This window comes from Sedimentibacter sp. MB31-C6 (genome assembly GCF_035934735.1).
In the GTDB taxonomy this organism is placed as follows: Bacteria; Bacillota; Clostridia; order Tissierellales; family Sedimentibacteraceae; genus Sedimentibacter.
Genome location: NZ_CP142396.1, coordinates 673,912 through 697,970 on the forward strand (window position 1 = coordinate 673,912; position 24,059 = coordinate 697,970).

At 28.5% G+C, this 24,059-nt stretch carries 21 protein-coding genes and 1 riboswitch; of the genes, 2 read left to right on the plus strand and 19 right to left on the minus strand.

Going from position 1 to position 24,059, the window contains the following annotated elements:
* Positions 1-5: 5 nt before the first annotated feature.
* The 8 genes from U8307_RS03345 to U8307_RS03380 form a co-directional block, all read right to left on the minus strand.
* Positions 6-677, minus strand: a complete 672-nt coding sequence (locus U8307_RS03345) for a response regulator transcription factor (protein ID WP_326910218.1) — start codon at positions 675-677, stop codon at positions 6-8.
* 22 nt (positions 678-699) lie between these two features.
* Positions 700-1,752: a hypothetical protein gene (locus U8307_RS03350; protein ID WP_326910220.1), complete on the minus strand. Its 1,053-nt coding sequence runs from the start codon at positions 1,750-1,752 to the stop codon at positions 700-702.
* A gap of 173 nt (positions 1,753-1,925) precedes the next feature.
* A complete protein-coding gene (locus tag U8307_RS03355; protein WP_326910222.1) occupies positions 1,926-2,924 on the minus strand; it encodes a nucleoid-associated protein in 999 nt (332 codons plus the stop codon).
* Between the two features lie 39 nt (positions 2,925-2,963).
* Complete coding sequence (locus U8307_RS03360) at positions 2,964-3,512, minus strand: gamma carbonic anhydrase family protein (protein ID WP_326910224.1); 549 nt, start codon at positions 3,510-3,512, stop codon at positions 2,964-2,966.
* A gap of 20 nt (positions 3,513-3,532) precedes the next feature.
* Positions 3,533-5,395 carry a trypsin-like peptidase domain-containing protein gene (locus U8307_RS03365; RefSeq protein ID WP_326910226.1) on the minus strand — a complete coding sequence of 621 codons (1,863 nt, stop codon included), beginning with the start codon at positions 5,393-5,395 and terminating at the stop codon, positions 3,533-3,535.
* Between the two features lie 284 nt (positions 5,396-5,679).
* Positions 5,680-7,089, minus strand: coding sequence for a Na+/H+ antiporter NhaC family protein (locus tag U8307_RS03370; protein WP_326910228.1), 1,410 nt, complete (start codon positions 7,087-7,089; stop codon positions 5,680-5,682).
* Positions 7,090-7,180: 91 nt separating this feature from the next.
* The gene (locus U8307_RS03375) at positions 7,181-8,344 is read right to left on the minus strand and encodes an alanine dehydrogenase (protein ID WP_326910230.1); all 1,164 of its coding nucleotides are present in this window, start codon (positions 8,342-8,344) and stop codon (positions 7,181-7,183) included.
* A gap of 194 nt (positions 8,345-8,538) precedes the next feature.
* Entirely contained in the window at positions 8,539-9,969 is a 1,431-nt protein-coding gene (locus U8307_RS03380; RefSeq protein ID WP_326910232.1) for a sigma-54 interaction domain-containing protein, read from the minus strand.
* 281 nt (positions 9,970-10,250) lie between these two features.
* Between U8307_RS03380 and U8307_RS03385 the strand changes: the two genes are divergently transcribed.
* Entirely contained in the window at positions 10,251-10,841 is a 591-nt protein-coding gene (locus U8307_RS03385; RefSeq protein ID WP_326910234.1) for a LysE family transporter, read from the plus strand.
* 72 nt (positions 10,842-10,913) lie between these two features.
* Here the strand turns inward: U8307_RS03385 and U8307_RS03390 are convergent, their stop codons facing one another.
* The 5 genes from U8307_RS03390 to U8307_RS03410 form a co-directional block, all read right to left on the minus strand.
* Positions 10,914-11,396: a hypothetical protein gene (locus tag U8307_RS03390; protein ID WP_326910236.1), complete on the minus strand. Its 483-nt coding sequence runs from the start codon at positions 11,394-11,396 to the stop codon at positions 10,914-10,916.
* On the minus strand, positions 11,384-11,722 hold the full coding sequence (locus U8307_RS03395; protein ID WP_326910238.1) for a YtrH family sporulation protein: 339 nt from the start codon (positions 11,720-11,722) through the stop codon (positions 11,384-11,386). The genes U8307_RS03390 and U8307_RS03395 overlap by 13 nt, the downstream gene beginning before the upstream one ends.
* A gap of 145 nt (positions 11,723-11,867) precedes the next feature.
* On the minus strand, positions 11,868-13,046 hold the full coding sequence (locus U8307_RS03400; RefSeq protein ID WP_326910240.1) for a cation:proton antiporter: 1,179 nt from the start codon (positions 13,044-13,046) through the stop codon (positions 11,868-11,870).
* A gap of 64 nt (positions 13,047-13,110) precedes the next feature.
* Positions 13,111-13,171, minus strand: a riboswitch (Fluoride riboswitch).
* Between the two features lie 28 nt (positions 13,172-13,199).
* Positions 13,200-13,409 carry a zinc ribbon domain-containing protein gene (locus U8307_RS03405; RefSeq protein WP_326910242.1) on the minus strand — a complete coding sequence of 70 codons (210 nt, stop codon included), beginning with the start codon at positions 13,407-13,409 and terminating at the stop codon, positions 13,200-13,202.
* Positions 13,410-13,466: 57 nt separating this feature from the next.
* Positions 13,467-13,796, minus strand: a complete 330-nt coding sequence (locus U8307_RS03410) for a tRNA-binding protein (protein WP_326910244.1) — start codon at positions 13,794-13,796, stop codon at positions 13,467-13,469.
* A 257-nt stretch (positions 13,797-14,053) separates the two neighbouring features.
* Between U8307_RS03410 and tlp the strand changes: the two genes are divergently transcribed.
* Positions 14,054-14,287 (plus strand): small acid-soluble spore protein Tlp, encoded by a 234-nt coding sequence (gene tlp, locus U8307_RS03415; RefSeq protein ID WP_326910246.1) that lies wholly within the window; start codon positions 14,054-14,056, stop codon positions 14,285-14,287.
* Positions 14,288-14,799: 512 nt separating this feature from the next.
* On the opposite strand, the gene U8307_RS03420 is transcribed toward tlp, so the two are convergent.
* The 6 genes from U8307_RS03420 to glmS form a co-directional block, all read right to left on the minus strand.
* Complete coding sequence (locus U8307_RS03420; protein ID WP_326910248.1) at positions 14,800-16,833, minus strand: methyl-accepting chemotaxis protein; 2,034 nt, start codon at positions 16,831-16,833, stop codon at positions 14,800-14,802.
* Between the two features lie 236 nt (positions 16,834-17,069).
* Positions 17,070-19,166, minus strand: a complete 2,097-nt coding sequence (locus U8307_RS03425; RefSeq protein ID WP_326910250.1) for a methyl-accepting chemotaxis protein — start codon at positions 19,164-19,166, stop codon at positions 17,070-17,072.
* Positions 19,167-19,704: 538 nt separating this feature from the next.
* Positions 19,705-20,322: a DUF3267 domain-containing protein gene (locus tag U8307_RS03430; RefSeq protein ID WP_326910252.1), complete on the minus strand. Its 618-nt coding sequence runs from the start codon at positions 20,320-20,322 to the stop codon at positions 19,705-19,707.
* Positions 20,323-20,517: 195 nt separating this feature from the next.
* Positions 20,518-20,943 carry a hypothetical protein gene (locus U8307_RS03435; RefSeq protein WP_326910253.1) on the minus strand — a complete coding sequence of 142 codons (426 nt, stop codon included), beginning with the start codon at positions 20,941-20,943 and terminating at the stop codon, positions 20,518-20,520.
* A 185-nt stretch (positions 20,944-21,128) separates the two neighbouring features.
* Positions 21,129-21,584, minus strand: coding sequence for a GNAT family N-acetyltransferase (locus U8307_RS03440; protein WP_326910255.1), 456 nt, complete (start codon positions 21,582-21,584; stop codon positions 21,129-21,131).
* A 366-nt stretch (positions 21,585-21,950) separates the two neighbouring features.
* Positions 21,951-23,741, minus strand: a complete 1,791-nt coding sequence (gene glmS, locus U8307_RS03445) for a glutamine--fructose-6-phosphate transaminase (isomerizing) (protein ID WP_326910257.1) — start codon at positions 23,739-23,741, stop codon at positions 21,951-21,953.
* Positions 23,742-24,059: the final 318 nt, after the last annotated feature.

Consider the following 24,059-nt stretch of genomic DNA (forward strand, 5'->3'; position numbering starts at 1 on the left):
CTAAGTTATTCTATGATATATCCCATACCTTTTTTTGTTTCAATAAAATTACTTAATCCTATTTCTTCGAGTTTCTTACGAAGTCTTGTCATATTTACAGTCAATGTATTATCATCAATATAACTATCGCTTTCCCATAATCTTGTCATTATTGCATCTCTATATACTACTTTGCCTAAATTTTCATATAAAATCTGCATTATTTTATATTCATTTTTTGATAAATCAATTTTTTGTTCTTGATATGTTAACGTAGTATCACTAAGATTTAATATAGCATTTTTATGTTCTATTATATTTACCATACCTTGAAAAGAATATGTTCTCCTTACTAACGCATGAACCTTAGCAGTAATAACATTTATATCAAAAGGTTTTGCTACAAAATCATCTCCTCCCATATTAATAGCCATAACTATATTCATATTATCTGATGCAGAAGAAATAAATATAATTGGAACTTTAGAGTGTTTACGAATTTCGCTACACCAATAAAATCCATTAAAATAAGGCAAAGTAATGTCTAGCAATATTAAATGAGGTTCATGTTGTAAAAATTGCTCAACAATATTTTTAAAATCTGTTATATAAATAACCTCATAATCCCATGATTGCAGATGATTTTTTAGTGCTTTAGCAATTGTAAAATCATCTTCTATTATCATAATTTTGTACATGATTCCCTCCAAGACAATGACACTAAACTGCACATGCAACTCTTTGTAACGGTCCATTTGGATTAGGTATTTCTTTAATATCTAAATTTTTAATATTGCAGTAATGTTCAAAAAACTTTGTAGCCAATTCTTCATCAGCAGTATTTTTCTTAATTTCACATATTTTTTTAAGTATTTGTGCTGCTTGAATATCTGAAATATATCTATATAGTCCACTACCAAATACTATTTTTTCAGGTTTTTTTTGATTGAAATAATAATCCCAAAATTTTAGTTTTTTAGCTTCTTCGAGAGATAACTCTATCCTATATCTTTCATTTGCTGCTATATACCCTTCTTCTTTATAATCACCTTCATAGTTTTCTAAAATTAAGAATGCAGCAAAAATAAACCTGTTTTTTTCTTTATCATTAGGCAATCTAGTAGTTAATAGCGCTAAGCTATTTGAGCAGACATTTCTAAGTTTTCTTGGTTTTCCTTTGTTGGCACCACTATGATTTACCCCTGCAAAAGCACGCCAATCTACTAACATTTGACTTTCATAACAAACATTTGCCTTTTTACATTTCGATTCAAGATATTCCCTAGAAATATCATTATGTAGATACTGGTAACAATCACAATCAGGATCTCTACACCATATATGTTTTATGTTATTAACATTATAATTAATTATCTCATCACTACAAACACCTTTATATCCAATGCTATCATTATTACTACCACCGTCGCAATAATTACATTTAAATGCTACATTAGAGTCAGTTTTCACTTTTTTAGTTTTCTTTACATTGTCTTTTTCTTCAATTTTCTTTTCTTCTATTTCACGCTGTTTTTTTAATTCTTCCTTTAATTTCTTTTCTTCTTCTATTTTTATTTTTGTATTTTTATCTTCTTCAACTTGTTTTAACAAATCTTTATTTTCCAGCTCTAAATATACCCCAATAGCATCTGGATATATGAAATCCTTTACATCATCATTATTAAAACTAATTTTTATAAAATCATTATTATGTTCGATTATTTTCCCTTCACCAAAAACAACATGTTTTACTAATTCTCCTACAAATCCCATTACATACCTCCTATGTTATTATATCAGCTTATATTTATATCATTCAAATGTAAAATCATTACAAAATTGACATAATTTCATTGTACTACACTATAAACTAATAGTCAAATATAGGAAAATTTATAACATTTATTTAAATGTAAACACAGATGAAAATATCATCTGTGTTTACATCATTTATCTATAATACTATCAATGTTTTTCAAAACAATTGAAATAGTTCCATTTGTATTTGTTATAAATTCAACTTTGTCTGTATCACTTATCATTTCGTAAGGTATATTTATTTCTATACCTTCATCTGTAATTATTTTCTGCTTTGTTTTGATTTTGTTTGCATAGTTAAAATTAACTTTTACTTCTGGTTCCTTTATACCTTTTGTCCTAATTTCTTCATTATATGTTTTTTTAATATTTTGGTCTTTAAAAACTTGTTCTGATATTTGATCTAAATTAATATTTAAAGATTCCTCAACATTTTCTCTGATAATATTTTTAACCTGACTTTTCATAATCATATCATCATCATAGTATTCTTTAATTATTTTATCAGTTGTATCAGTAATTATCTTAACCTTTTCTTTGTCTGATTTTTCTTCTTTACAACCAAGTAGATATTTTGATATATAATAACATGGTTCATTATATACCTGACACTTTTTCTCTTTAACAAAAACTTCAAAGTTATTAAGATCTACAAAGATAACTTCATCTATTTTCTGAGTTGCTGAAGGTAATGAACAAGGTTGCTCAATTATAATATTTTTAGCCCCTTCTTCTTCTTTAGTGTAATGAATATAACCTTTTTTATAATTTAATTTCATAATTATCATATAATCTTTATTATAAACATTAGCTTGCACAAACAAAAGGTCACATGTTTTTATATCTGGATTTTCTGATATTAATTTATAAAAAAATTCTGATATTTCTTTTGTAAATTTTTTAAACTCAAATTTATCTATATATTCTTTAATATTTTTATAAAAAAAACCGTCTTCATTTATAAATTTTGTTTTTTTCAAATCTGCATCATTGTAACATTTTAATATATGCTTTTCTATATATTCTCTCATATCTTCACCTAATGACATGAGATTCTCTGATAATACTGGTACTCCTAGACTAGTATCTAGAATATGTAATATCGCCCTTGATATTGATACGCTCATTTTTCCCTCTTTTGTCTTTTCCTTATTGTCTTAATATTTTTATATTATATCTTCATTATTATATATTTCTCCACCTGCATTTGGTAATATACCATATTGTTTAGTCCATAAAGTTTTATATTTAACTGCTTGAGCATGTATATTATCTATTTTTTCAGGAATAGTCTTTATCACTTTTCCAGGTATACCTACTACCATTGAAAATGGAGGAATTATTGCATTTTCTTTGACTACTGCTCCCGCAGCAATAATACTGCCTCTACCTATTACAGCTCCATTCAATATAACTGAACCCATACCAATTAAGCAGTGATCTTCAATTACGCAACCATGTATTATTGCTCCATGTCCTACAGTAACATAATCTCCAATTATTGTAGGATTGTCCCCTTCAACATGAACTACTGAATTATCTTGAATATTTGTATACTTTCCTATTTTAATACTGTTAACATCTCCTCTTATTACAGTATTGTACCAAATGCTACAATATTCTTCTAAGGTTACTGCTCCAATTACTTGTGCTCCATCTGCTATATATGCTCTTTTATCTATTTCAGGAAATACACCTTGAAATTCCTTAATCATCTGTTTATACCTCTCTTATGTTATATATCATATATTACTACAATAAATACTGTAGTATCTGCTAATTGTGATAGTCCAAACATAACTTCTTTGCCTAAACTCTTATTGCTAAAGACCAACACTTCATTACCACTTTCGTCATAAAAATTATTACTATAATAAAATCCATTAGATAATAAGTAAGATGAATATAGTTCTAAATCATCTGGTTCTACATCTAAAATATTGTATGTATATGAATTATCTAGTGCAATGTAAGGTTCACAATTTGTTATTTTACCAAAATCAGGTACTCCATTATGTGCATCATAATAAATAGAATATGTTTCTTCTTCTCCTTTTACAAAGCTAAACACCTGACTATCGCTAGATTCAATACCATCTTTAACACTTGTTACAATTATATTATATCTAATACCATTCTCCAAGTCATAATATTCAGCACTATACTCGTCATCATAATAGAACTTTATTTTCGAATCATTATCTTCATCATACCAGTATGAGCTCTCTCCATCAACTTGATAATAAAAATGGTAATAATCAGCATTTGGAACTGGATCCCAATTAATATATACAGTATCATCAGTTTCATCTACTATTCCAATATTATTTGGTGGATATAATTCATTTTCATAAGAAGTTGTATCATTTCCAAAAATATCAACTGGAATTAAATCTTTATCTGAAACCTCCTCAAGTAAATTTACAGGAATTGCAAAACCCATGTTTTCAGATTCAGTAAACTTAGCATAAACAATACCTATTAATTCTCCATTTTTATTAAAGAGTCCTCCACCACTACTACCAGAGCCAATAGCTGCTGATATTTGAATATCATTCTGTCTTATTGCAGATATAATACCCTCAGTTACTGTGTTAAAATACCCATATGGGCTACCTATTGCAACAACAGACTCTCCTAATTTAAGTGTTTTAGAATCACCAATATCTACTGATTCTAGGTCTGTTTTATCTACTTTAATAACTGCTAAATCTAAATTTTCATCATAATCTTGTATATAAACGTCTTCAGAATAAACACTTCCGTCATTAAAATAAACTGTTATTTCCTTTGCACCTTTTATTACATGATAGTTAGTTATTATTTCACCATCGGAACTTATTATAACACCACTACCTTGACTAGTTCCTTCAGGTACTGAGCAAGATAACATTACGATACTTTTAACATTTTCTGCTACTTCAGCAGTATCTTTTTCTTGTTTAATTGTTTCAGATATTATCTTTTCTTTAAACTTGTTACCGATATTTTCATCTACCTTACCATCAACAATTAAAATATCAATTAAAAGTGCATCTTTGCCTTTGTATGGAAACTTCAAAGTATCATATGAAGTTTTTGCAACATGAGAACGTAAAAATGTTGAACTTGCTAAAGTTCCATACATATCTGTATCTATTAAACCTAATTTCAAAGCATAGTTTAGTGCATTTATATATGTAAAGTCTCCTTCACTGTCATCATATCCTAAACTTCTTAGTAAAAATGTAATATATGCTTTTGCTTCTAGTGTATTATTTGAACCAAATTTAGTATCACTTATTCCCTTTGTAAGACCTTCTTCATAAGCATAAGCTACATAACCTTTAGCCCAATCAGGAACATCTGTAAATGGTATTTTTAAATCGGACATTGTTTTTGCATCTTCTTCAGCACCTAATAATCGAATTAACATAACAATTCCTTCAACCCTTGTAGGAGCCCTATCTAACTCAAATCCATTTTCTGTACCCAAAAAAACACCTAAGTCAAATAAGCTATCTGCGTATTCATTATAATCTGTAACAGCATAAACATTTATTGAGGAAAATAATACTATAAAAAGCACAATTAATGCTAGCAAACTATTTTTCTTCAAATTTACTCCACCTTTCCTTTGCTAACTTTACAATGTTAAAATAAATTACTATTAAAATAATTCTACATTAATATGACAATTTTTTCAATGTATTTTACTTCCAAAATTAAATTAAAAGAAAAAATAACAAAAGCATTGCAATATTGCAATGCTTTTAAAATGTAAATCGTAGGGTATGCATTTTATGCATACCGCGGGACGCATGCAATGCGTCCCCTACAGTGAGGATATCATAAATACTCTGCGGTCGTGTGCAATGCGTCCCTACAGTAAAATTGTTTTAACTACATGCTTGTAAAACCTATAATCAAATAAGCGATTAATGCTATACCACCACAAATAAGTGCATATGGTATTTGTGTTTTTACGTGGTCTATATGGTCTGCTGCCGCCCCTGTAGAGGCAAGGATTGTTGTATCTGATAATGGTGAACAGTGATCACCAAATACTCCACCACCTGCAACTGCAGAAAATGATGCAACTACTAACGTCGTTACAACTCCACCTGTAAAATTAAATGCTAAAGGTAATGCTATTGGCATACATATTGCGAATGTTCCCCAAGATGAACCAGTTGAAAAAGCCATTATTGCTGAAATAATAAAGATTATTGCTGGCAACAATTGTGGAGTTAAAAATCCTTCACTAACTGAAATAATATAATTAGCTGTTCCCATAGTTTTACTTAATGAATTTATTGAATAGGCTAATGCTAAAATAATTACTGCAGGAATAGCTCCTTTTATACCATCTGTAGCTGTATCCATTATTTCTTTAAATGGTATACCTTGTATAAACATACTAATTCCCATAAATATAATTACAAACAAAAATGCTTCCATTGTTTTAGCTGATTTTAACGTAACATAAGTACCCACAGCAATTACTACAATCATAATAACTGGCAATACAAAGTTTAAGAATACTTTTTGTTTAATTCCTGGATAAGCTTCCATATCTGTTAACTCTTTACCTATTAATGGATTAGCACCATCTCTTATAACTTTGCCCTCATTTATAGCCCTTTCTTCTGCTTTTTTCATAGGACCAAAATCTTTTATTACTCCACCTGCTACTAATCCTACAAAAGCAACTGTTATTAATGCATAAAAATTAAATGGCATAGCTTTAATAAATAACTGTGTAGCATCTTCCTGAGTAACTATAGCTCCAACTCCAATAGCTAATCCACTTAAATATGCTGCCCATCCTGTAATAGGTACTAAAACACTTACTGGTGCTGCTCCTGAGTCAGCTATATAAGATAATTTTTCTCTTGATATTTTAGCTTTATCTGAAATACTTCTCATTGTAGTACCTACAAATAATGGACTAAATGAATCACTAAAATAAACAAACATACCTAATACCCATGCTACTAATTGAATTGCTCTTCTACTTAATTGTTTATCTTGAATATATTGAGCAAAACCTTGAATAGCACCGGTTTTTTGAAAAAAAGCTACTAATATTCCTATAAAAGTATTTAATAACATAACCCATGAAAAACTCGTTGAACCTAAACTTGTTTTTAATAAAGTAGGAAATCCCATTAATCCCTGTCCTGCTAATAAAGTTCCAGATATACATGCTATCATTAAAGATATTACAGTATTTCTCGTTACAAATGATAATACAATAGCTAATACGGCAGGTATAAGTGATAAAATACCTAAATTCAATACTTCTTCCATTTCTCTTCCTCCTATTTTTCCCCTCATATTAGTAGTTATGAGGGAACTATTATTGTATTTATTTCAATTTATAAATAATAAATTTATAACTTTATAACTTTATAAAGTTTTCTGACCTGGTAACAGTTGCAGGTGGTGCTGGATCTAATTTTTCATTAGATATATTTAATATATCTTCAGGTTTAATCCACGGTCTATTTTGAATAGCACTTGTCTCCTCATGTGTCAAATATCCCTTATATGATGTCAAGCTTCTTCTCAAGAAACCGTCCTTAGCACATGCCTTTTCTATGCCTAAATTTAAAATATTCCTTATATGAGGATTTACAGAAGCTGCATAAGCAATCGTAGTAGAATTAGCTATTGCTCCTGGTATATTTCCAACACAATAATGAACAACTCCTTCTTCCACGTATCTTGGATTTTCATGTGTCGTTTCATGGAATGTTTCAATTACTCCATAATCATTACTTATGTCAACTATAACAGAACCCTCTGGCATCATTTTAACCATTTCTCTGTCAATTAAAAAATCATTTTTGCCTTTTGGCCATTTAACACTATTGATTAATAAGTCTATTTCGGGCAACATTTTTTTAATATTATATTTGTTTGATATTTGAGTATTAACCTTTTCATTGTATAATTTACCAATTTCTCTTAAAGTAGCTATATTAACATCCATTACAGTTACCCAAGCTCCTAAAGATTGTAATACCTGTAATGCACTTTTACCTACTATACCTCCTCCTAATATTAAAACTTTAATACCAGGGGCTCCAGCTAAACCACTTACAAATTTACCACTTCCTCCATTAATAGATAGAAGTGATTCTAATCCCATTAAAGCACCTTGTTTTCCTGCAGCTTCACAATTTGGTGAACCATATCTATGAGAATCTTCTGCAGTAAATGCAATTACCTTTTTATCCAACAATGCTTGAACTTCTTCCTCATGTGCCGCAGGATGAATACATGTAAATATTATTTGATTTTCTCGCAATAAATCATACTCACATGGCTCTATTTCTTTAACTTTAGCTACCAAATCACATTTAGAGTATATTTCCTCCATTGTGTCTACAATTTCAGCTCCTGTTTTTACATAATCTTCATCAGCAAAACCAGCTTTTTCACCTGCACCTTTTTGAACTAATACCTTATGTCCATCATCAATAATAGTTGATACTTCAGACGGAGTTGCAATTACTCTGTACTCTCCATTCTTAATATCTTTTAAAACACCAAATATCACAATATGCCTCCTGTAAATTTATTTAGTCATATTAAATATTGCAAGTTATATGCCATGCTTTAGTATTTGTTTTTACAATAGAAAATGTACAGAATTTCAATCAATCGTTCAGTTTTAACATTTAAATAAGTATATTTAATAGCCCACACATGGGCACTGCCATGCTCATATGTGGGCTATCGATTTCTAATTATTTAAATCAAATCATAGTTTTTAACTTTTCTTTGTAATGTCTGTCTAGGGACTTTTAAAATTTTCGAAGCTTTAGATACATTGAAGTCAACCTGCTTTAAAGTCTTTTCGATTATGCTTTTCTCATAATTCTGAATCATTGCAGTTAATGGTTCTACCATATTAAGCTTCACATCGCTATTAAGCTCAGTTAATTCATTGATTTTTTTCTCTATGTCAGAATATTCTAACTTTTCTTTATCTTTACTAACAGTACTTAATCCATATATTATTACATTTTCTAATTCTCTAATATTACCTGGCCAATCATACTTACTTAAATTATGGTATAAATTCCTTGATACATATTTAATATTCTTATTCAATACAATATTATACTTAGATATTATAGAATTAACCAAAATAGGTATATCATCTTTTCTTTCACGCAAAGGAGGTATGTTTATATTTAAAACACTTAATCTATAATATATATCACGTCTTAAGTGTCCTTCTTCAATTGATTTTAATGGTTCTTCATTTAAAGCAGCTATTATTTTTACATCTACTTTTTTTTCTTTCTTTGAGCCTATACTCCTGAAAGTTCCGTCTTGTAATACTCTCAGTAGTTTTGATTGCAAATGTATAGGCATAGAATTAATTTCATCTAATAATAAAGTTCCTCCATTAGCAAGTTCTAATAATCCTATATTATCAATCGCCCCTGTAAATGCTCCTTTTGATGTACCAAATAAAATACTTTCTAATAAATTTTCAGGTATGGCTGCACAATTTTGAGCTATAAAAGGTTTATTTTTTCTATTGCTTGAATTATGAATAGCTTGGGCAAAAAGCTCTTTACCAGTTCCTGTTTCACCATAAATTAATGTAGGCAAATCACAATCAGCTGCAATTGTAATATATTCTTTTAATTCTATCATTTTTTTGTTATTTGTAATTATACTGTCAGTTTCGTAAACTGCTTTATTATCTTTTCCTTTTAGTTTATTGACTTTATTATTTTCAAATGTTTCTATATTAATATGATCTTGAATATTTTTCTGAAAATCTTTAGAACTTATTTCTATATTATCCTTTTCAAAATCATCCTCATTAACAGATAAATCTATAGCACCAACAATTTTACTTCCTGATTTAATAGGAATGGACAGGGATGTAATATTTATCTCTTTTCTTCCTTTTGATTTGAGATTCTGTTTTTCTGTATATAAAGGAGCACCTAAAGTCATTGATTTATATGTAGAACTTGTATTTTCATCGAGGTTTTCATAAACATCTAAGAACTTCTTACCAACTACTTCATAATTCTCATTACTTCCGGAGTTTAATTTATTATTAAATTTTGCTGTAAATAGAATTTCTCCTTCTAAATCTATAATTGTTATACCATCTATATAACCTTTACCATTAAAAAGATTATTCATTAATTGCATATTGCCACCTCTTATTCCTAAGCTTTTATACATTATATAATAATAGTGGCATTAATACAATTGGATAAATTATTATTCTATAACAAGCAGACTATCTATATAAGTATCACGAAAAATCGGTATGCCTACAATGCATCCCCTACATTGTAGGCTATGAACTGAATGCATACCGCGATCGCATTATTTTACTATTTGCTAAAACTTCTCATTGTGATATAATAATAAAAAATATTTCCCAAGAAATATAATTTTTGTCACTCTAAAATATGGAGGTAATAAATATGCCTAATGTACCTGCTTTTTTATCTTATGTAATTGTTACAACCTTTACACCTGGACCTAATAATATAATGTCTATGTCTAATTCTAGTAGATATGGATTCAAAAAAAGTATTTTTTTTAATATTGGTGTTTTCTTTGGATTTTTCATTATAATTAATTTATGTAATATTTTTAGTATGACTCTTATCAATCTTATTCCTACTATTAAACCGATTATGACTTTCATTGGTGCTACTTATATATTGTGGCTGGCTTGGAAGACATTTAAAAGCAAACCTATAAACGATAATAATGGAACAATTAAAAATCACACAAATACTTTTATTTATGGATTATTGCTACAGTTTGCAAATCCAAAAGTAATTCTTTATGCAATTACAACTGTTTCAACCTTTATTGTTCCATACTATAGTTCAATTTTTATACTATTACTTTTTGCACTATTTCTATCAACTATGAGTTTTATTTCAACTTGCTGTTGGGCACTGTTTGGTTCAATATTCCAAAGTTTTCTTGCTGAAAATGTTAAGATAATAAATATCATTATGTCTTTATTATTAGTTTACTGTGCTATTTCATTATTTTTCTAAAATAAATCAATAAAGTTAAGTTATATTTATATGTAATTCTCTACGAAGTGAAGAATAATATTTTTTAATGAATTATTGAATAGTAATCAACTCGACTTCTATCCATAGTTTCAATATATCTGTAAGTACCAGTTTAATTACATTTAATTTATACTCAGCATCATCAAACTTTAAAATTCTATTATCTATTACTTGTTCAAGTATTTCGGCATCAAGATTTTTTACTTCTTTTCCTATAGAAGAATTAAACTTTTCCTTTATAACTTTTTCTATTTCAATGTTATCAATTTGGGAAATTTGGACTTCACCAAAGTCTAATATGATTTCTATATCTTTAAGGATAAAATTATAATTATTTATTGACTTTTCAAGCTTTTCAAGTTTTTCATTTTTATCAACTATAGTATTTTTCAAATACGCAATTTCTTCATAAAACAAATCCATTCTATAACTTACTAAAATACTCATTATTACAGAACCAATTAGTACCCCCCATAATAATCCTGCTATAAAGCAAAAAATAAATTTTAAACAGCTTTCTTTTAATTTCCCCATATTTCACTACACCTTTGGATAAGTCTGATAAAACCATATCCTACATTAGCCCCAATTAGAGATATAAGTATATATAAAGCTTGCTTTATCAGTGTTCTTATTTCACCTTCAAAAATCCCTTTTTCTATAACTGTAAGTGATGAAAAAGTTCCACCTAAAGAAGCAGCTATAGCCCATATCTTTATTGAACTGGCAACTTCAATCATTGCTTTATATGGTGGATGGTTTGTAATTATTGCTCCTATCCCAGAAAAAATACTTGCACCTACAACTACTCCGAAGGCAATTAAAAAGTTATGTATAACACTAGTATAAAAAGAAGACATTTCATCACCAAACCTTTTTTAATATCTTTCTTATAAGGTATGATTAATTCAATGTCTTTATGATTTATTAAATTTATTAATACATCTTATATCATAATAATATTCATAAACATATAAACCTAAATTATCAAATTGCTTGATATTATTAAATTTTCAATAGTTTCTTAGCTGATGCTTTAATACCTATGGCACCTAATGGTGCTGTAACTAATATTGATAATACTGCTATAGCTAATATAATATCTCCTGATTTTACTCCTAAAGACAGTGGAACTGCACCTATTGCAGCTTGAACAGTGGCCTTTGGCAAATATGAAATCGCACAAAATAATCTTTCTTTCCAGTTTAAATCTGTTCCTAATGTAGATAATATTACTCCAAAACTTCTTCCAATTAAACCTACAAATATTATTATAAGTCCTATTGACCCAGCATTAAATGCAACATTTATGTTTACTTGTGAACCTACCAATACAAATAATAAAATTTCTGCAAAAATCCATATCTTATTGAATTTAACCGACAATCTTTTCGCCACTTTAGGTGTTTTTTCAAGTATTATAAAGCCTATTGTCATGACCCCTAAAAGACTTGCTACTTCAATTTTATCTTTTAAAAGATCTTCAATTGCTGTAAGTAATATAGCAGAACCTAGTATTAACAAAACTTTTTTAGTATCTCTTATAAAATACTTCTTGAATGATTTAATCATTATCAATCCAATTAAAAAACCTAATATAACACCTAAAATAATAGATACAGGTATATTAAGAATTTGTATACCTATATTTACATGCTTACCACTATATAATCCTAAAAACGTTGTGAATACAGTTATAGCAAATACATCATCTATTGAAGCACCTGCCAAAATTAAAGTTGGAATACTTTTATTAACTCCTATTTTTTTGTCAATTAATTCTAACATTTGAGGAACTACAACAGCGGGAGATACTGCAGCAATAATAAATCCTAAAATTCCTCCTTGTATAAAGGTAAAACCGAGTAATTTCATTGAAAGGAACGCTATAGTAAAGCCTTCTATTAATCCTGGAATACAGCTTAGTTTTATTGCAGTTCTACCAACTTTATTTAAATCATCTTTACTTATTCCTAACCCTGCTCTCAATAAAATTATAATTAAAGCAATCTGTCTAAGATCTTCTGATACTTTCAGTAGTTCCTGGTCAATCCAGTTTAATCCATACGGACCAATAATTACTCCTAATATTAACATGCCTAATAATCCAGGTAATCTCATTTTCGTAAATATTCTATTTGCTAATAATCCTAAAATAACTATAATTCCTAAACTTGTTGTCATAAAATTCTCCAATGCTTTTTTTAAAATACAAACAAAAAAATCCCACAAAAATAAATTTAAATCTATTTTTGTAGGAGTCATTAGCATTTATGCGATTAAAGGTGAACTCCATCACCACATCTTATTTTACTATAATTCAAGATAATGTCAATGTTAATTTATAAGAAAATCTAATATATTCCAGCCGTCAGATGAAGAACCTTTATACAACTCTGTATAACCACATTGTTTACAACTTATAGTAGTAAATTTCTTATTTTGCACATCAAATATCTTTGCAAAGTTTCCTCCAGTTGCTTGAAATTGATCTACTTCATACTCCCTATTTCCACATTTCACACATACATATTGTACTTTCTCCATTATTACCTCCATATTAAAACAATTTATTATTTTTCGCTAATATACTATTATTAATCATTAACCTAATTTATCACCTTTCTTCACTGACTGTTCTGGTTGTATTAAAACAACTCCTTGTTCGGCATAAATTCCCAGTACTAAAACCTCAGACATAAAATCTGCAATTTGTCTTTGAGGAAAGTTTACAATTCCTAAAACTTGTTTGCCAACTAGTTCTTCCTTCTTATAACAATCTACAATTTGGGCGCTTGATTTCTTAATACCAATTTCATCTCCAAAGTCAACCCATAATTTATATGCTGGTTTTCTAGCTTTTTCAAAAAATTCTGTTTTTATAATTTCACCAACTCTAATATCTAATTTCATAAAATCATCAAATGTAGCCAAGTCACAACCTCCAATTACGGTAATTATTGCTGAGTCGAAAAATCTCTCGTTTTCAATATAATTTTAAAGTTTTTATTATTATATAATATGATATTTTAATAGTCAATATAAATTAGACCAAGTATTGCCAAACTTTGTTACAATTAACCATATGCAATAATAACCATTGCCAACTATTTTTATATAGTATAAGAACATAATTTTATAACAAACTAATAAGACTGATGATTTTAAAAATTATATAAGGAGTAGAAATTATGAACAATAAGCCAAAGCCAGATGACAGAAGAGATAATGTTAATAGAATTCAAAATAATATTGATAACACAATATCTAATTACAGAGAAACAAAGGATATTATTAAAAGCACTGAAGATAATAAAATGAAAAGAGAATTAGAAGAAAAAAACAAAAGAAGAGAACAATCCTTAAAAGGTATGAGAAGGGAAATTAAACAAGAAGCAATAGACAAAAAAAATGGTTATAAATAACTTTTATTAAAAAACTTCTTCCTAATAAATATAGTTATTTACCAAGAAGAAGTTTTTATATAATATTTTGGGTTATATGGGGGGTGTTAACCCAAAATAATTATAACATAGTAAAAATTACTCTATATATATTATCGACTTATTATTATGTAATTTTAGCTTTTAAATTATAATAAATCTAACAATTATGGTATATTTTAACAATTTGTTTACCTCTGAATAAAAACCCCTCCGATATCTCGAAAGGGTTACTAAATTAATATAATATTTATTTCAATTAACTCTATACTATTTTATATTAGTATCTTCTGTTCTCATGCTGATGTTCATAAAATCTATTTCTTCTACATCTACGCTCGTTACGTCTTTCATTACATTTTCCAAACCCATATCCTAAGGCAAACCATGGGATTATATAACAAAACATATTACCATTCCTTTATTATAAAGCTTGTATTATTATATTCAAATTCATTCATTATGTTACTATATAAATACTTTTTAACTTAATTTTAAATTTTAAATTTCGCAATAATAGTTTGTAAATTTTGTGCTAAAGTTGATAATCCTTCACTTGAACCAGCAATTTCTTCTGATGAAGCTGCTTGTTCTTCAATAGATGCTGTTGCTTCTTGTGTTGCAGCCGAATTTTCTTCTGCTATGGCAGATAAGTCTTCCATTGTTGCAAGTATTTGATCCTTCATCTTCTCCATTTCATCCCCTGAAGCATTTAATTGTTTTACAGTTTCTTCAGTTTCCATCATTGCTTCTTTAATTAATTTATACTTATCTTTACTATTAACTACACTATTTGTTTGTTGTTCTGTTATAGTCAATATTCTCTCCATTGTATTTACAGCATTTAAAGTATTAATTTGTAATTCATTTACAATTTCGTCAATTTCCTTTGTAGAGGAAGCTGATTGTTGTGCCAAATTTTTAATTTCTTCTGCAACCACTGCAAATCCCTTACCTGCATTACCAGCTCTTGCTGCTTCTATTGCTGCATTTAATGCTAATAAATTTGTTTGTTGTGCTATGGTAGAAATCACAGTACTTGCTTGTCCTATTTTACTAGAACTATCATTTGTCTTTAATATTACTTCTTTTATTTCGTTTGTTGCTTCGTTACTTTCTTCTGTTATTTTATATAAATTATCAATTTCTTTTAATCCTTCATCAACTACTTCTGTTACTTTATTTGATTCATCATTTAGACTCTTCACATATTCTTGATCATTTTCAATAATTCTACCTAATTCATAAGATTTAGTAGAACCTTCTTCTGTACTTTGTGCTTGATTAAATGCACCTTTTGCAATTTCTTCTACAGTTTGAGAAACCTGTTCAGCAGCAGTTGCTGATTGTTGTGATGCTGCACTTAATTCTTCTGAAGAAGCAAGTACTTGTTCTGATGTATTGCTTATTTCATTAATAATATTTCTAAGGCTATCAATAATAACCTGAAGCGCATTTGATAAGTCTCCAATTTCATCTTTTTTCTTTTTAAATTTTGCAGGTACATCTTCCGTAATATCCAAGTCAGCAATTCTTTTGGAAAGTTGGGCAGCTTTCACGATAGGACTAGCAATTGAATTTCCAATTAATCCAACTAGTATTACGCTAACTATTAAAGAGATAATTACTACATTTAAAACGTTCTTTTGCATTTCAGGGATTGCAGATAATACTTCATCTTGATTAGCAGTAATAATAAATGACCAATTAGTACCTTCAATAGATGTGAATCCAGCATTTAAATCTACACCCTCATAAGAATAATTACTAACTCCAGTTTTTTCTTCCAACACTTTTTCAAATAATGTTGCTAATGATTTTACACTATCATCAAATTCTGCTTCAATAATTGGATTAAATTGAGTCATTACCTTTTCTCTATCTGGGTGAGCCACAATGGTACCAATATTATCAATCATATAACCGTATCCACTATCTCCAAAACCAGTATCATCTGCAATCATACTTAGGCTATTTCCATCACTTCGTCCTACTAATGCCCCTATTACTTTTCCATCTTTTTCAATAGGTGCTGCATACATTAACACCACTTCATTAGTTACACGACTAATTATCAAATCTGACACATTTGATTCTCCATTTAATGCTTTTTTAACATAATCTCTATCACCTAACTGACTTACATTACCATTTGAATAATGAGCATCTCCATCAGGTGTAACTATTGCTATATCAAGAAAATTTGTATTCTTAACTGAGTCTTGTAAAATAGGTTGTTGTATTTCCCAATCCATTGAATTTATATTTGGCATAATAGATAGCATATCCAATGTTTTTTGCTGTGTTTCTACTCTACTTACAGTTAGCTTAGATGCCTCTTCAGCCAACAATTCTAGAGATTCTTCTGATTTTTCTGTAACAACTTCACTGGATCTTTGTAATAATATAAGTCCTAAAGAAATAGATGACACTAAAATTAAAATTGAAAAATAAATAATAAGTTTTGATCTAATACCCCAAATTTTAATTTTCTTCATTTTATTACCTTTGCCTTTAATCCTATTCATTACGCTTCCTCCATTATAATTTAAAACATTATATCCTCTGTTAAAAAATGATATATATGTTATTTCTACCCTATATACTCGACATAATTTTATGTAATTTTAGCTTTAAAATAGTAATAAATCTAACAAATATGGTATATATTTCCTTATATCTGTCTATGAATACTATCTTAAATAAAAAACCCCTCCAATATATTGAAAGGGCTTTTACTATATAATTACTTTTTAATTAAATATTATATTTTAAATTTTGCAATAATAGTTTGTAAATTTTGCGCTAAAGTTGATAAGCCTTCACTTGAACCTGCGATTTCTTCTGATGAAGCTGCTTGTTCTTCAATAGATGCTGTTGCTTCTTGTGTTGCAGCCGAATTTTCTTCTGCTATGGCAGATAAGTCTTCCATTGTTGCAAGTATTTGATCCTTCATCTTCTCCATTTCATCCCCTGAAGCATTTAATTGTTTTACAGTTTCTTCAGTTTCCATCATTGCTTCTTTAATTAATTTATACTTATCTTTACTATTAACTACACTATTTGTTTGTTGTTCTGTTATAGTCAATATTCTCTCCATTGTATTTACAGCATTTAAAGTATTAATTTGTAATTCATTTACAATTTCGTCAATTTCCTTTGTAGAGGAAGCTGATTGTTGTGCCAAATTTTTAATTTCTTCTGCAACCACTGCAAATCCCTTACCTGCATTACCAGCTCTTGCTGCTTCTATTGCTGCATTTAATGCTAATAAATTTGTTTGTTGTGCTATGGTAGAAATCACAGTACTTGCTTGTCCTATTTTACTAGAACTATCATTTGTCTTTAATATTACTTCTTTTATTTCGTTTGTTGCTTCGTTACTTTCTTCTGTTATTTTATATAAATTATCAATTTCTTTTAATCCTTCATCAACTACTTCTGTTACTTTATTTGATTCATCATTTAGACTCTTCACATATTCTTGATCATTTTCAATAATTCTACCTAATTCATAAGATTTAGTAGAACCTTCTTCTGTACTTTGTGCTTGATTAAATGCACCTTTTGCAATTTCTTCTACAGTTTGAGAAACCTGTTCAGCAGCAGTAGCTGATTGTTGTGATGCTGCACTTAATTCTTCTGAAGAAGCAAGTACTTGTTCTGATGTATTGCTTATTTCATTAATAATATTTCTAAGGCTATCAATAATAACCTGAAGCGCATTTGATAAGTCTCCTATTTCATCTTTTTTCTTTTTAAATTTTACTGGTACATCTTCTGTAATATCCAAGTCAGCAATTCTTTTGGAAAGTTGGGCAGCTTTCACGATAGGACTAGCAATTGAATTTCCAATTAATCCAACTAGTATTACGCTAACTATTAAAGAGATAATTACTACATTTAAAACGTTCTTTTGCATTTCAGGGATTGCAGATAATACTTCATCTTGATTAGCAGTAATAATAAATGACCAATTAGTACCTTCAATAGATGTGAATCCAGCATTTAAATCTACACCCTCATAAGAATAATTACTAACTCCAGTTTTTTCTTCCAACACTTTTTCAAATAATGTTGCTAATGATTTTACACTATCATCAAATTCTGCTTCAATAATTGGATTAAATTGAGTCATTACCTTTTCTCTATCTGGGTGAGCCACAATGGTACCAATATTATCAATCATATAACCGTATCCACTATCTCCAAAACCGGTATCATCTGCAATTTCACTTAAGGCATTTCCATCACTTCGTCCTATTAATGCTCCTACTACTTTACCATCCTTTTTAATAGGTGTAGCATACATTACAACAACCTTGCTAGTTACACGACTAACTAGTAAATCAGATACATTCGATTCTCCGCCTAAAGCTTTTATTACATAATCTCTATCACCCAAATAAGTTTCAGTACCATCTGTATAAGACGCATAGCCGTCAGGCTGAACAACAGCGACATCTAAGAAATTAGTACTTTCAATTGAATTTTGTAAAATAGGTAGTTGTATTTCCCAATCCATTGAATTTATATTTGGCATAATAGATATCATATCCAATGTTTTTTGATGTGTTTCTACTCTGCTTATAGTTAACTTAGATGCCTCTTCTGCCAATAATCTTAGAGATTCTTCTGATTTTTCTGTAACAACTTCACTGGATCTTTGTAATAATATAAGACCTAAAGTAATAGATGAAATAAAAATTAAAATTGAAAAATAAATAATAAGTTTTGATCTAATACCCCAGAATTTGAATTTTTTTATTTTTTTACCTTTACCCTTATCTTTACCTTTGTTTTTGTCCTTTACTTTAATGTCTTTTAATTTGGCTTTGCCTTTACCTTTAATCCAATTCATTAAGCTTCCTCCGTTATGATTTAAAATGATATGTTTAATTATATCTACCTACATACACATATTATAAAAAGTTATTTTTATAATATTTTATAGGTTTTATATACCTCATAATTTTATGGTAAAAATAATTTAGAAAATAATAATAATTTTAACAATAAATAACATTATATATATATTCGACATAATTTTATGTAATTTTAGCCTTTGAATTAATTAAATCTAAGAGTCGTGTTATTTTTTCCATATTTAATATATTTTCCAGCTGTTTTAAAGCATAAAAAAACATGTATATTATAATTTTCTTGATTGATACATGTTTTTTTATATCTTTAGTTTTCAATTACTATTATTAAATTAATTCACACAAAACATCTTCTTATTTTAAGATATTACTATCTTTCCCCTTTAACATGGGAAACAAAAATATATCTATCATCTATTTTCCTTAAGGTGAGAATGTTGGCAATAAGCCTTTTCAGCCCACCACGGCCTTAATGTCTCGCCTAACAACCTAACTGCACAATAAATATAATGAAAATTACTTGAAATATGTCTCAAATCCGTTATTTACAATGTATGAATTATTTGGAACTTGTATTCCAACAATGCATATATTTAAACAATCAACACATGAACCTACTGAATTTACAAAACATAGAAATATAGTGAATTCATTTAACCACCCCAAATCTTTGAGAATGAAAGGTAATATAATTGATAGCAAAAGAAATGGCATAATTGAAATTATTAAGAATCTGCTCTTTTTAATTTTTTCTGTAGTATAAACAAATCCGAATAATCCATTAATCCCCCAATAAGTTTTTTCTGACTTCAAGAAATTAGGTATAAAACAAGCATGTAAAAATTCATGTATTATCATAAATAAAAAAAATATAACAACGTATATAAGTGTAGATTGATTTATTGTAAAACTTATGTTAAATCCTTGCTTGCTATTGTATATAAATTCTTGCAATGGATGATACAAAAAAAATAAAATAACTATAGATATAATTCCATTTATTAACATAAAAGGTACTGACAATAAAGTTGCTATACCTAAATTAGATGGTTCTTTTATTTTCTCCCACCCCTCAGATATTAATTTTTCACTCAATTCTTTATCTGTAGAGGGTATTTTTTTTATATATCTCATTATTGCAATCCTTTCAGAAATTATAGCTAATCTTAATTTTCATAACATTTTAAATATATACAATTATAGCAAATATACGTGTTTATATCAAATTAACCGATTTTTACATTTAAGATTTTTTTTATTTTTTTAATAAAAAAAGGGAGCTATCTCCCTTAAAATATTTATACTTTATTTTGAGATAGCTCCTCTTATTTATTGCCTACCTCTGCCAAAACCCATTCCTCTACCTTGGCCGCCATTACCGAATCCATATCCACGCATACCATATCCACCTGTTCCATTACCATGGCAGAATTCTTGTCTTTCAAGCATGTTGTTATAATATTGATCAGCTTCTTCTTGTGTAATTGCACCTTCAGTTACTTTCTCATCTAAGAAAGCTTTTTTACTTTCATTCATTTCATCTCTATACTCTTCCCATAAACCTTCATCATAAGCAATCTGACCATACGTTTTGCTTGATTCATATCTATTTGCCACCACTTCCTCAACAGGTTTTCCTGCTAAATTAGCAACTATTTCAGCAGGTGAATTGTAAGTAAATGCAAATGCAGTTATTGACGTAGCTGCTATAGTAAGTACAGCTAATCCGGATATTATTATTTTATTAAGCTTCATTTCAAACCTCCATTTAATTATTTTAATTTATATTTATAATATAAACAATAATTGTGGCAAATTTGTGTTATAATTTTAAAATATATATGGTAATTGTTCTATAGTATTAAGACAATTTTCAATATCATGTTTCTTTTTTAAAAGGAACTCTCACAGTAAAATAAGAATTCCTTTAATCCTTTAAACTAACTTAACAAAATCTTCAATTCGACTTCATCTTCATCAGTTTTACCTGTCTCTTTAAAACCCATTTTTTTATATAAATGATACGCTGATAAATTATTTGGATTGCAAGTTAAGAGTACAACTTCAGATTTGCCAAATGGTTTTTGACGAATATACTCCAATACGCAATTTAACGCATTTCGTCCATATCCCTTTCCCTGCTCAATTCCATCAATCATCATGTGCCATATATTATATGTTTCTTCATCATAATCATATATAATCATTACGTATCCAACCATTTTTTCAGCATAATATATACCAAAAGGAATACACTGACTATAATATACATATGCTTGTGCTAAGCTACGAATAGGATGTGAAACATATTCCTCTTGTCCTTTTTTTAACTTCAAATTAAAGCAATCAATAAAATTTGATTCATCAATTTTTTTCAATGTAATGTTATTATTCATATTTCCTCCAATTTTTATCAAGAGGTTAAATAACATTAACCCCCAGTATTAATGTAATAGTCTGCATATATATTTTTTTCATAATGAACAGCTCCTTTCATAAATTGATATCTATATAAACACAAGTATTCTTGTGGTCTTTTATTTGCTACAGCATATTAATCAAGTTTTCATCCTATAGTTATTTCGCAATCTTTATGCTATATGAACTGACATATATAAAAAATCACTTAAAGAATTAATAGTGTTCAGTCTTCTAAGTGATTTTTGTGTAACAACTTACTATTATATTTTTATCAATAATTATTCATTTTTATTTTTGCAACTTTATTGTACGACTACAAATTCTTCAAACCCTATTTTACATTACTCAACTGTTACTGACTTTGCTAAATTTCTTGGCTTATCAATATCACAGCCCTTTAGTAAAGCTGCATAATATGCTAGGTATTGAGCTGGAATTATTGTTGCTAAAGGTGAAAGCAATTCATTTACATCATCTATTACTATTTGATCTGTTTCTTGGCTAAACTTACGCATGGATATTACCATTGTAGCAGCACCTCTAGCTTTAACTTCTTTAATATTACTTCTTGTATTTAAATTAATATTTTCTTGAGTTATTATAGCTATTACTGGTGTATTGTCTTCAATCAGAGCTATTGTACCATGTTTTAATTCACCTGCAGCAAATCCCTCTGTTTGTATATATGAAATTTCTTTAAGTTTAAGTGATGCTTCCAAACAAATAAAGTAATCCATACTTCTTCCAATATAGAAACAATTTCTACTATTTTGTAAATATTTTTCTGCAAGAGCTTTATAATTATCTTTATCATCACAGAGGGTTTCCATTGTGTATGCAATTTTACTTAATTCTTTAAATATATCAATATTTATTTTATTATTTACTGATGCTGCAAGTATAGCTAATACAGCTATTTGTGCAGTATATGCCTTCGTTGAAGCAACTGCTATTTCAGGTCCTGCATATAAAAGTAATGTGCTATCTGCTTCTCTAGATAAAGTTGAGCCTTTTACATTTGTCAGTGTTAATGTTTTATAACCCATTTCTTTTACTTTTACCAATACAGCTCTACTATCAGCTGTTTCACCACTTTGTGAAATGAACATAAAAAGTGGATTTTCTGACAGTAATGGCATATTATAAATGAATTCACTGGCTATAATAACTTCTGTAGGTTTTCCTGCAATTTTTTCAAAGAATTGCTTTCCAATGAGACCGGCATGATAACTAGTACCGCAAGCTATTATATATAATTTGTCACATTCCCTTACATTTTGTATTATTTCCGGGGAAATTTTCATGTTACCCTTTTCGTCAGAATACTCTGACATAATTTTTCTCATAACAAATGGCTGTTCTTCAATTTCTTTCATCATATAATGCGGGTATGTTCCCTTTTCTATGTCTGAAGAATCTATGTCTGCTATATATGGCTCTCTAGTTACTTTATTACCATATATTGTGTATATTTCAATATTGTCTTTTGTTATTTTCAAAAATTCTCTGTCTTCAATTTCATAAAATTGATTTGTATGATTAATCATTGCCATCGCATCACTGCCTACCATATTAAAACCTTCTCCTTTACCCGCCAATAAAGGTGTTTTATTTTTAGCTGCATATATAGTATCTGTGTCAGTTTTATCTAGTATGGCTAATGCATAGGAACCTTCAAGTTCGCTCATAGTATGTCTGATTGCTAATTCTACAGACTCTCCATCATTAACGAATTTCTCTATTAGTTGAACTATAACTTCTGTATCAGTATCACTGGTAAATTTTGTATTATTTAAATATTTTTTTCTCAATTCATCTTCGTTTTCAATTATTCCGTTGTGTACCAATGTAAATCTCTTTGTATAACTTTGATGAGGATGAGAATTAATTTTATTTGGAATTCCATGGGTTGCCCATCTAGTATGTCCTATTCCAATTGTTCCTGTTATGTTTTTATCTATAGATTCTCTTAACTGTGCTATACGTCCTTTTTCTTTACATATATACATATTATCATTATTCTCTATAGCAATACCAGCTGAATCGTATCCTCTGTATTCAAGCTTTTCTAATCCGCCTAATATAATTTCTTTTACATCTTCAAATCCAATATAACCTACTATTCCACACATATAAGTTCTCCATTCTTTTTATTTTTTTTCAAATTAAATAATACTCGAATTTTTTCTTTTCAAGCACACCATAATAAATAATATTAGATTTTGATAATATTATTATATGATTCCTCGAATAAATTTTTTTTGTCACTTTTTTAAACAAATATTGTTTTGGGGAAAACTTAAACTTTGACATGTGTTATTTCATTAAAGATTTGCAAGCTTAAAGGTTTCACTTTGTTTTAACAGTCACCTGTTACTTTTGTAAAAACCTTATCGATGAAGCTACACCGCAGAGCATCCGCCGAATATTCGATAACTCTGTCCTCGTCA

Excerpts from the sequence above, each read along its gene's own strand:
- U8307_RS03345 (WP_326910218.1), bottom strand. The coding sequence starts at position 677 with ATGTACAAAATTATGATAATAGAAGATGATTTTACAATTGCTAAAGCA.
- U8307_RS03350 (WP_326910220.1), bottom strand. The coding sequence starts at position 1,752 with ATGGGATTTGTAGGAGAATTAGTAAAACATGTTGTTTTTGGTGAAGGG.
- U8307_RS03355 (WP_326910222.1), bottom strand. The coding sequence starts at position 2,924 with ATGAGCGTATCAATATCAAGGGCGATATTACATATTCTAGATACTAGT.
- U8307_RS03360 (WP_326910224.1), bottom strand. The coding sequence starts at position 3,512 with ATGATTAAGGAATTTCAAGGTGTATTTCCTGAAATAGATAAAAGAGCA.
- U8307_RS03370 (WP_326910228.1), bottom strand. The coding sequence starts at position 7,089 with ATGGAAGAAGTATTGAATTTAGGTATTTTATCACTTATACCTGCCGTA.
- U8307_RS03380 (WP_326910232.1), bottom strand. The coding sequence starts at position 9,969 with ATGCAATTAATGAATAATCTTTTTAATGGTAAAGGTTATATAGATGGT.
- U8307_RS03385 (WP_326910234.1), top strand. The coding sequence starts at position 10,251 with ATGCCTAATGTACCTGCTTTTTTATCTTATGTAATTGTTACAACCTTT.
- U8307_RS03390 (WP_326910236.1), bottom strand. The coding sequence starts at position 11,396 with ATGGGGAAATTAAAAGAAAGCTGTTTAAAATTTATTTTTTGCTTTATA.
- U8307_RS03395 (WP_326910238.1), bottom strand. The coding sequence starts at position 11,722 with ATGTCTTCTTTTTATACTAGTGTTATACATAACTTTTTAATTGCCTTC.
- U8307_RS03400 (WP_326910240.1), bottom strand. The coding sequence starts at position 13,046 with ATGACAACAAGTTTAGGAATTATAGTTATTTTAGGATTATTAGCAAAT.
- U8307_RS03405 (WP_326910242.1), bottom strand. The coding sequence starts at position 13,409 with ATGGAGAAAGTACAATATGTATGTGTGAAATGTGGAAATAGGGAGTAT.
- tlp (WP_326910246.1), top strand. The coding sequence starts at position 14,054 with ATGAACAATAAGCCAAAGCCAGATGACAGAAGAGATAATGTTAATAGA.
- U8307_RS03420 (WP_326910248.1), bottom strand. The coding sequence starts at position 16,833 with ATGAATAGGATTAAAGGCAAAGGTAATAAAATGAAGAAAATTAAAATT.
- U8307_RS03425 (WP_326910250.1), bottom strand. The coding sequence starts at position 19,166 with ATGAATTGGATTAAAGGTAAAGGCAAAGCCAAATTAAAAGACATTAAA.
- U8307_RS03430 (WP_326910252.1), bottom strand. The coding sequence starts at position 20,322 with ATGAGATATATAAAAAAAATACCCTCTACAGATAAAGAATTGAGTGAA.
- U8307_RS03435 (WP_326910253.1), bottom strand. The coding sequence starts at position 20,943 with ATGAAGCTTAATAAAATAATAATATCCGGATTAGCTGTACTTACTATA.
- U8307_RS03440 (WP_326910255.1), bottom strand. The coding sequence starts at position 21,584 with ATGAATAATAACATTACATTGAAAAAAATTGATGAATCAAATTTTATT.
- glmS (WP_326910257.1), bottom strand. The coding sequence starts at position 23,741 with ATGTGTGGAATAGTAGGTTATATTGGATTTGAAGATGTAAAAGAAATT.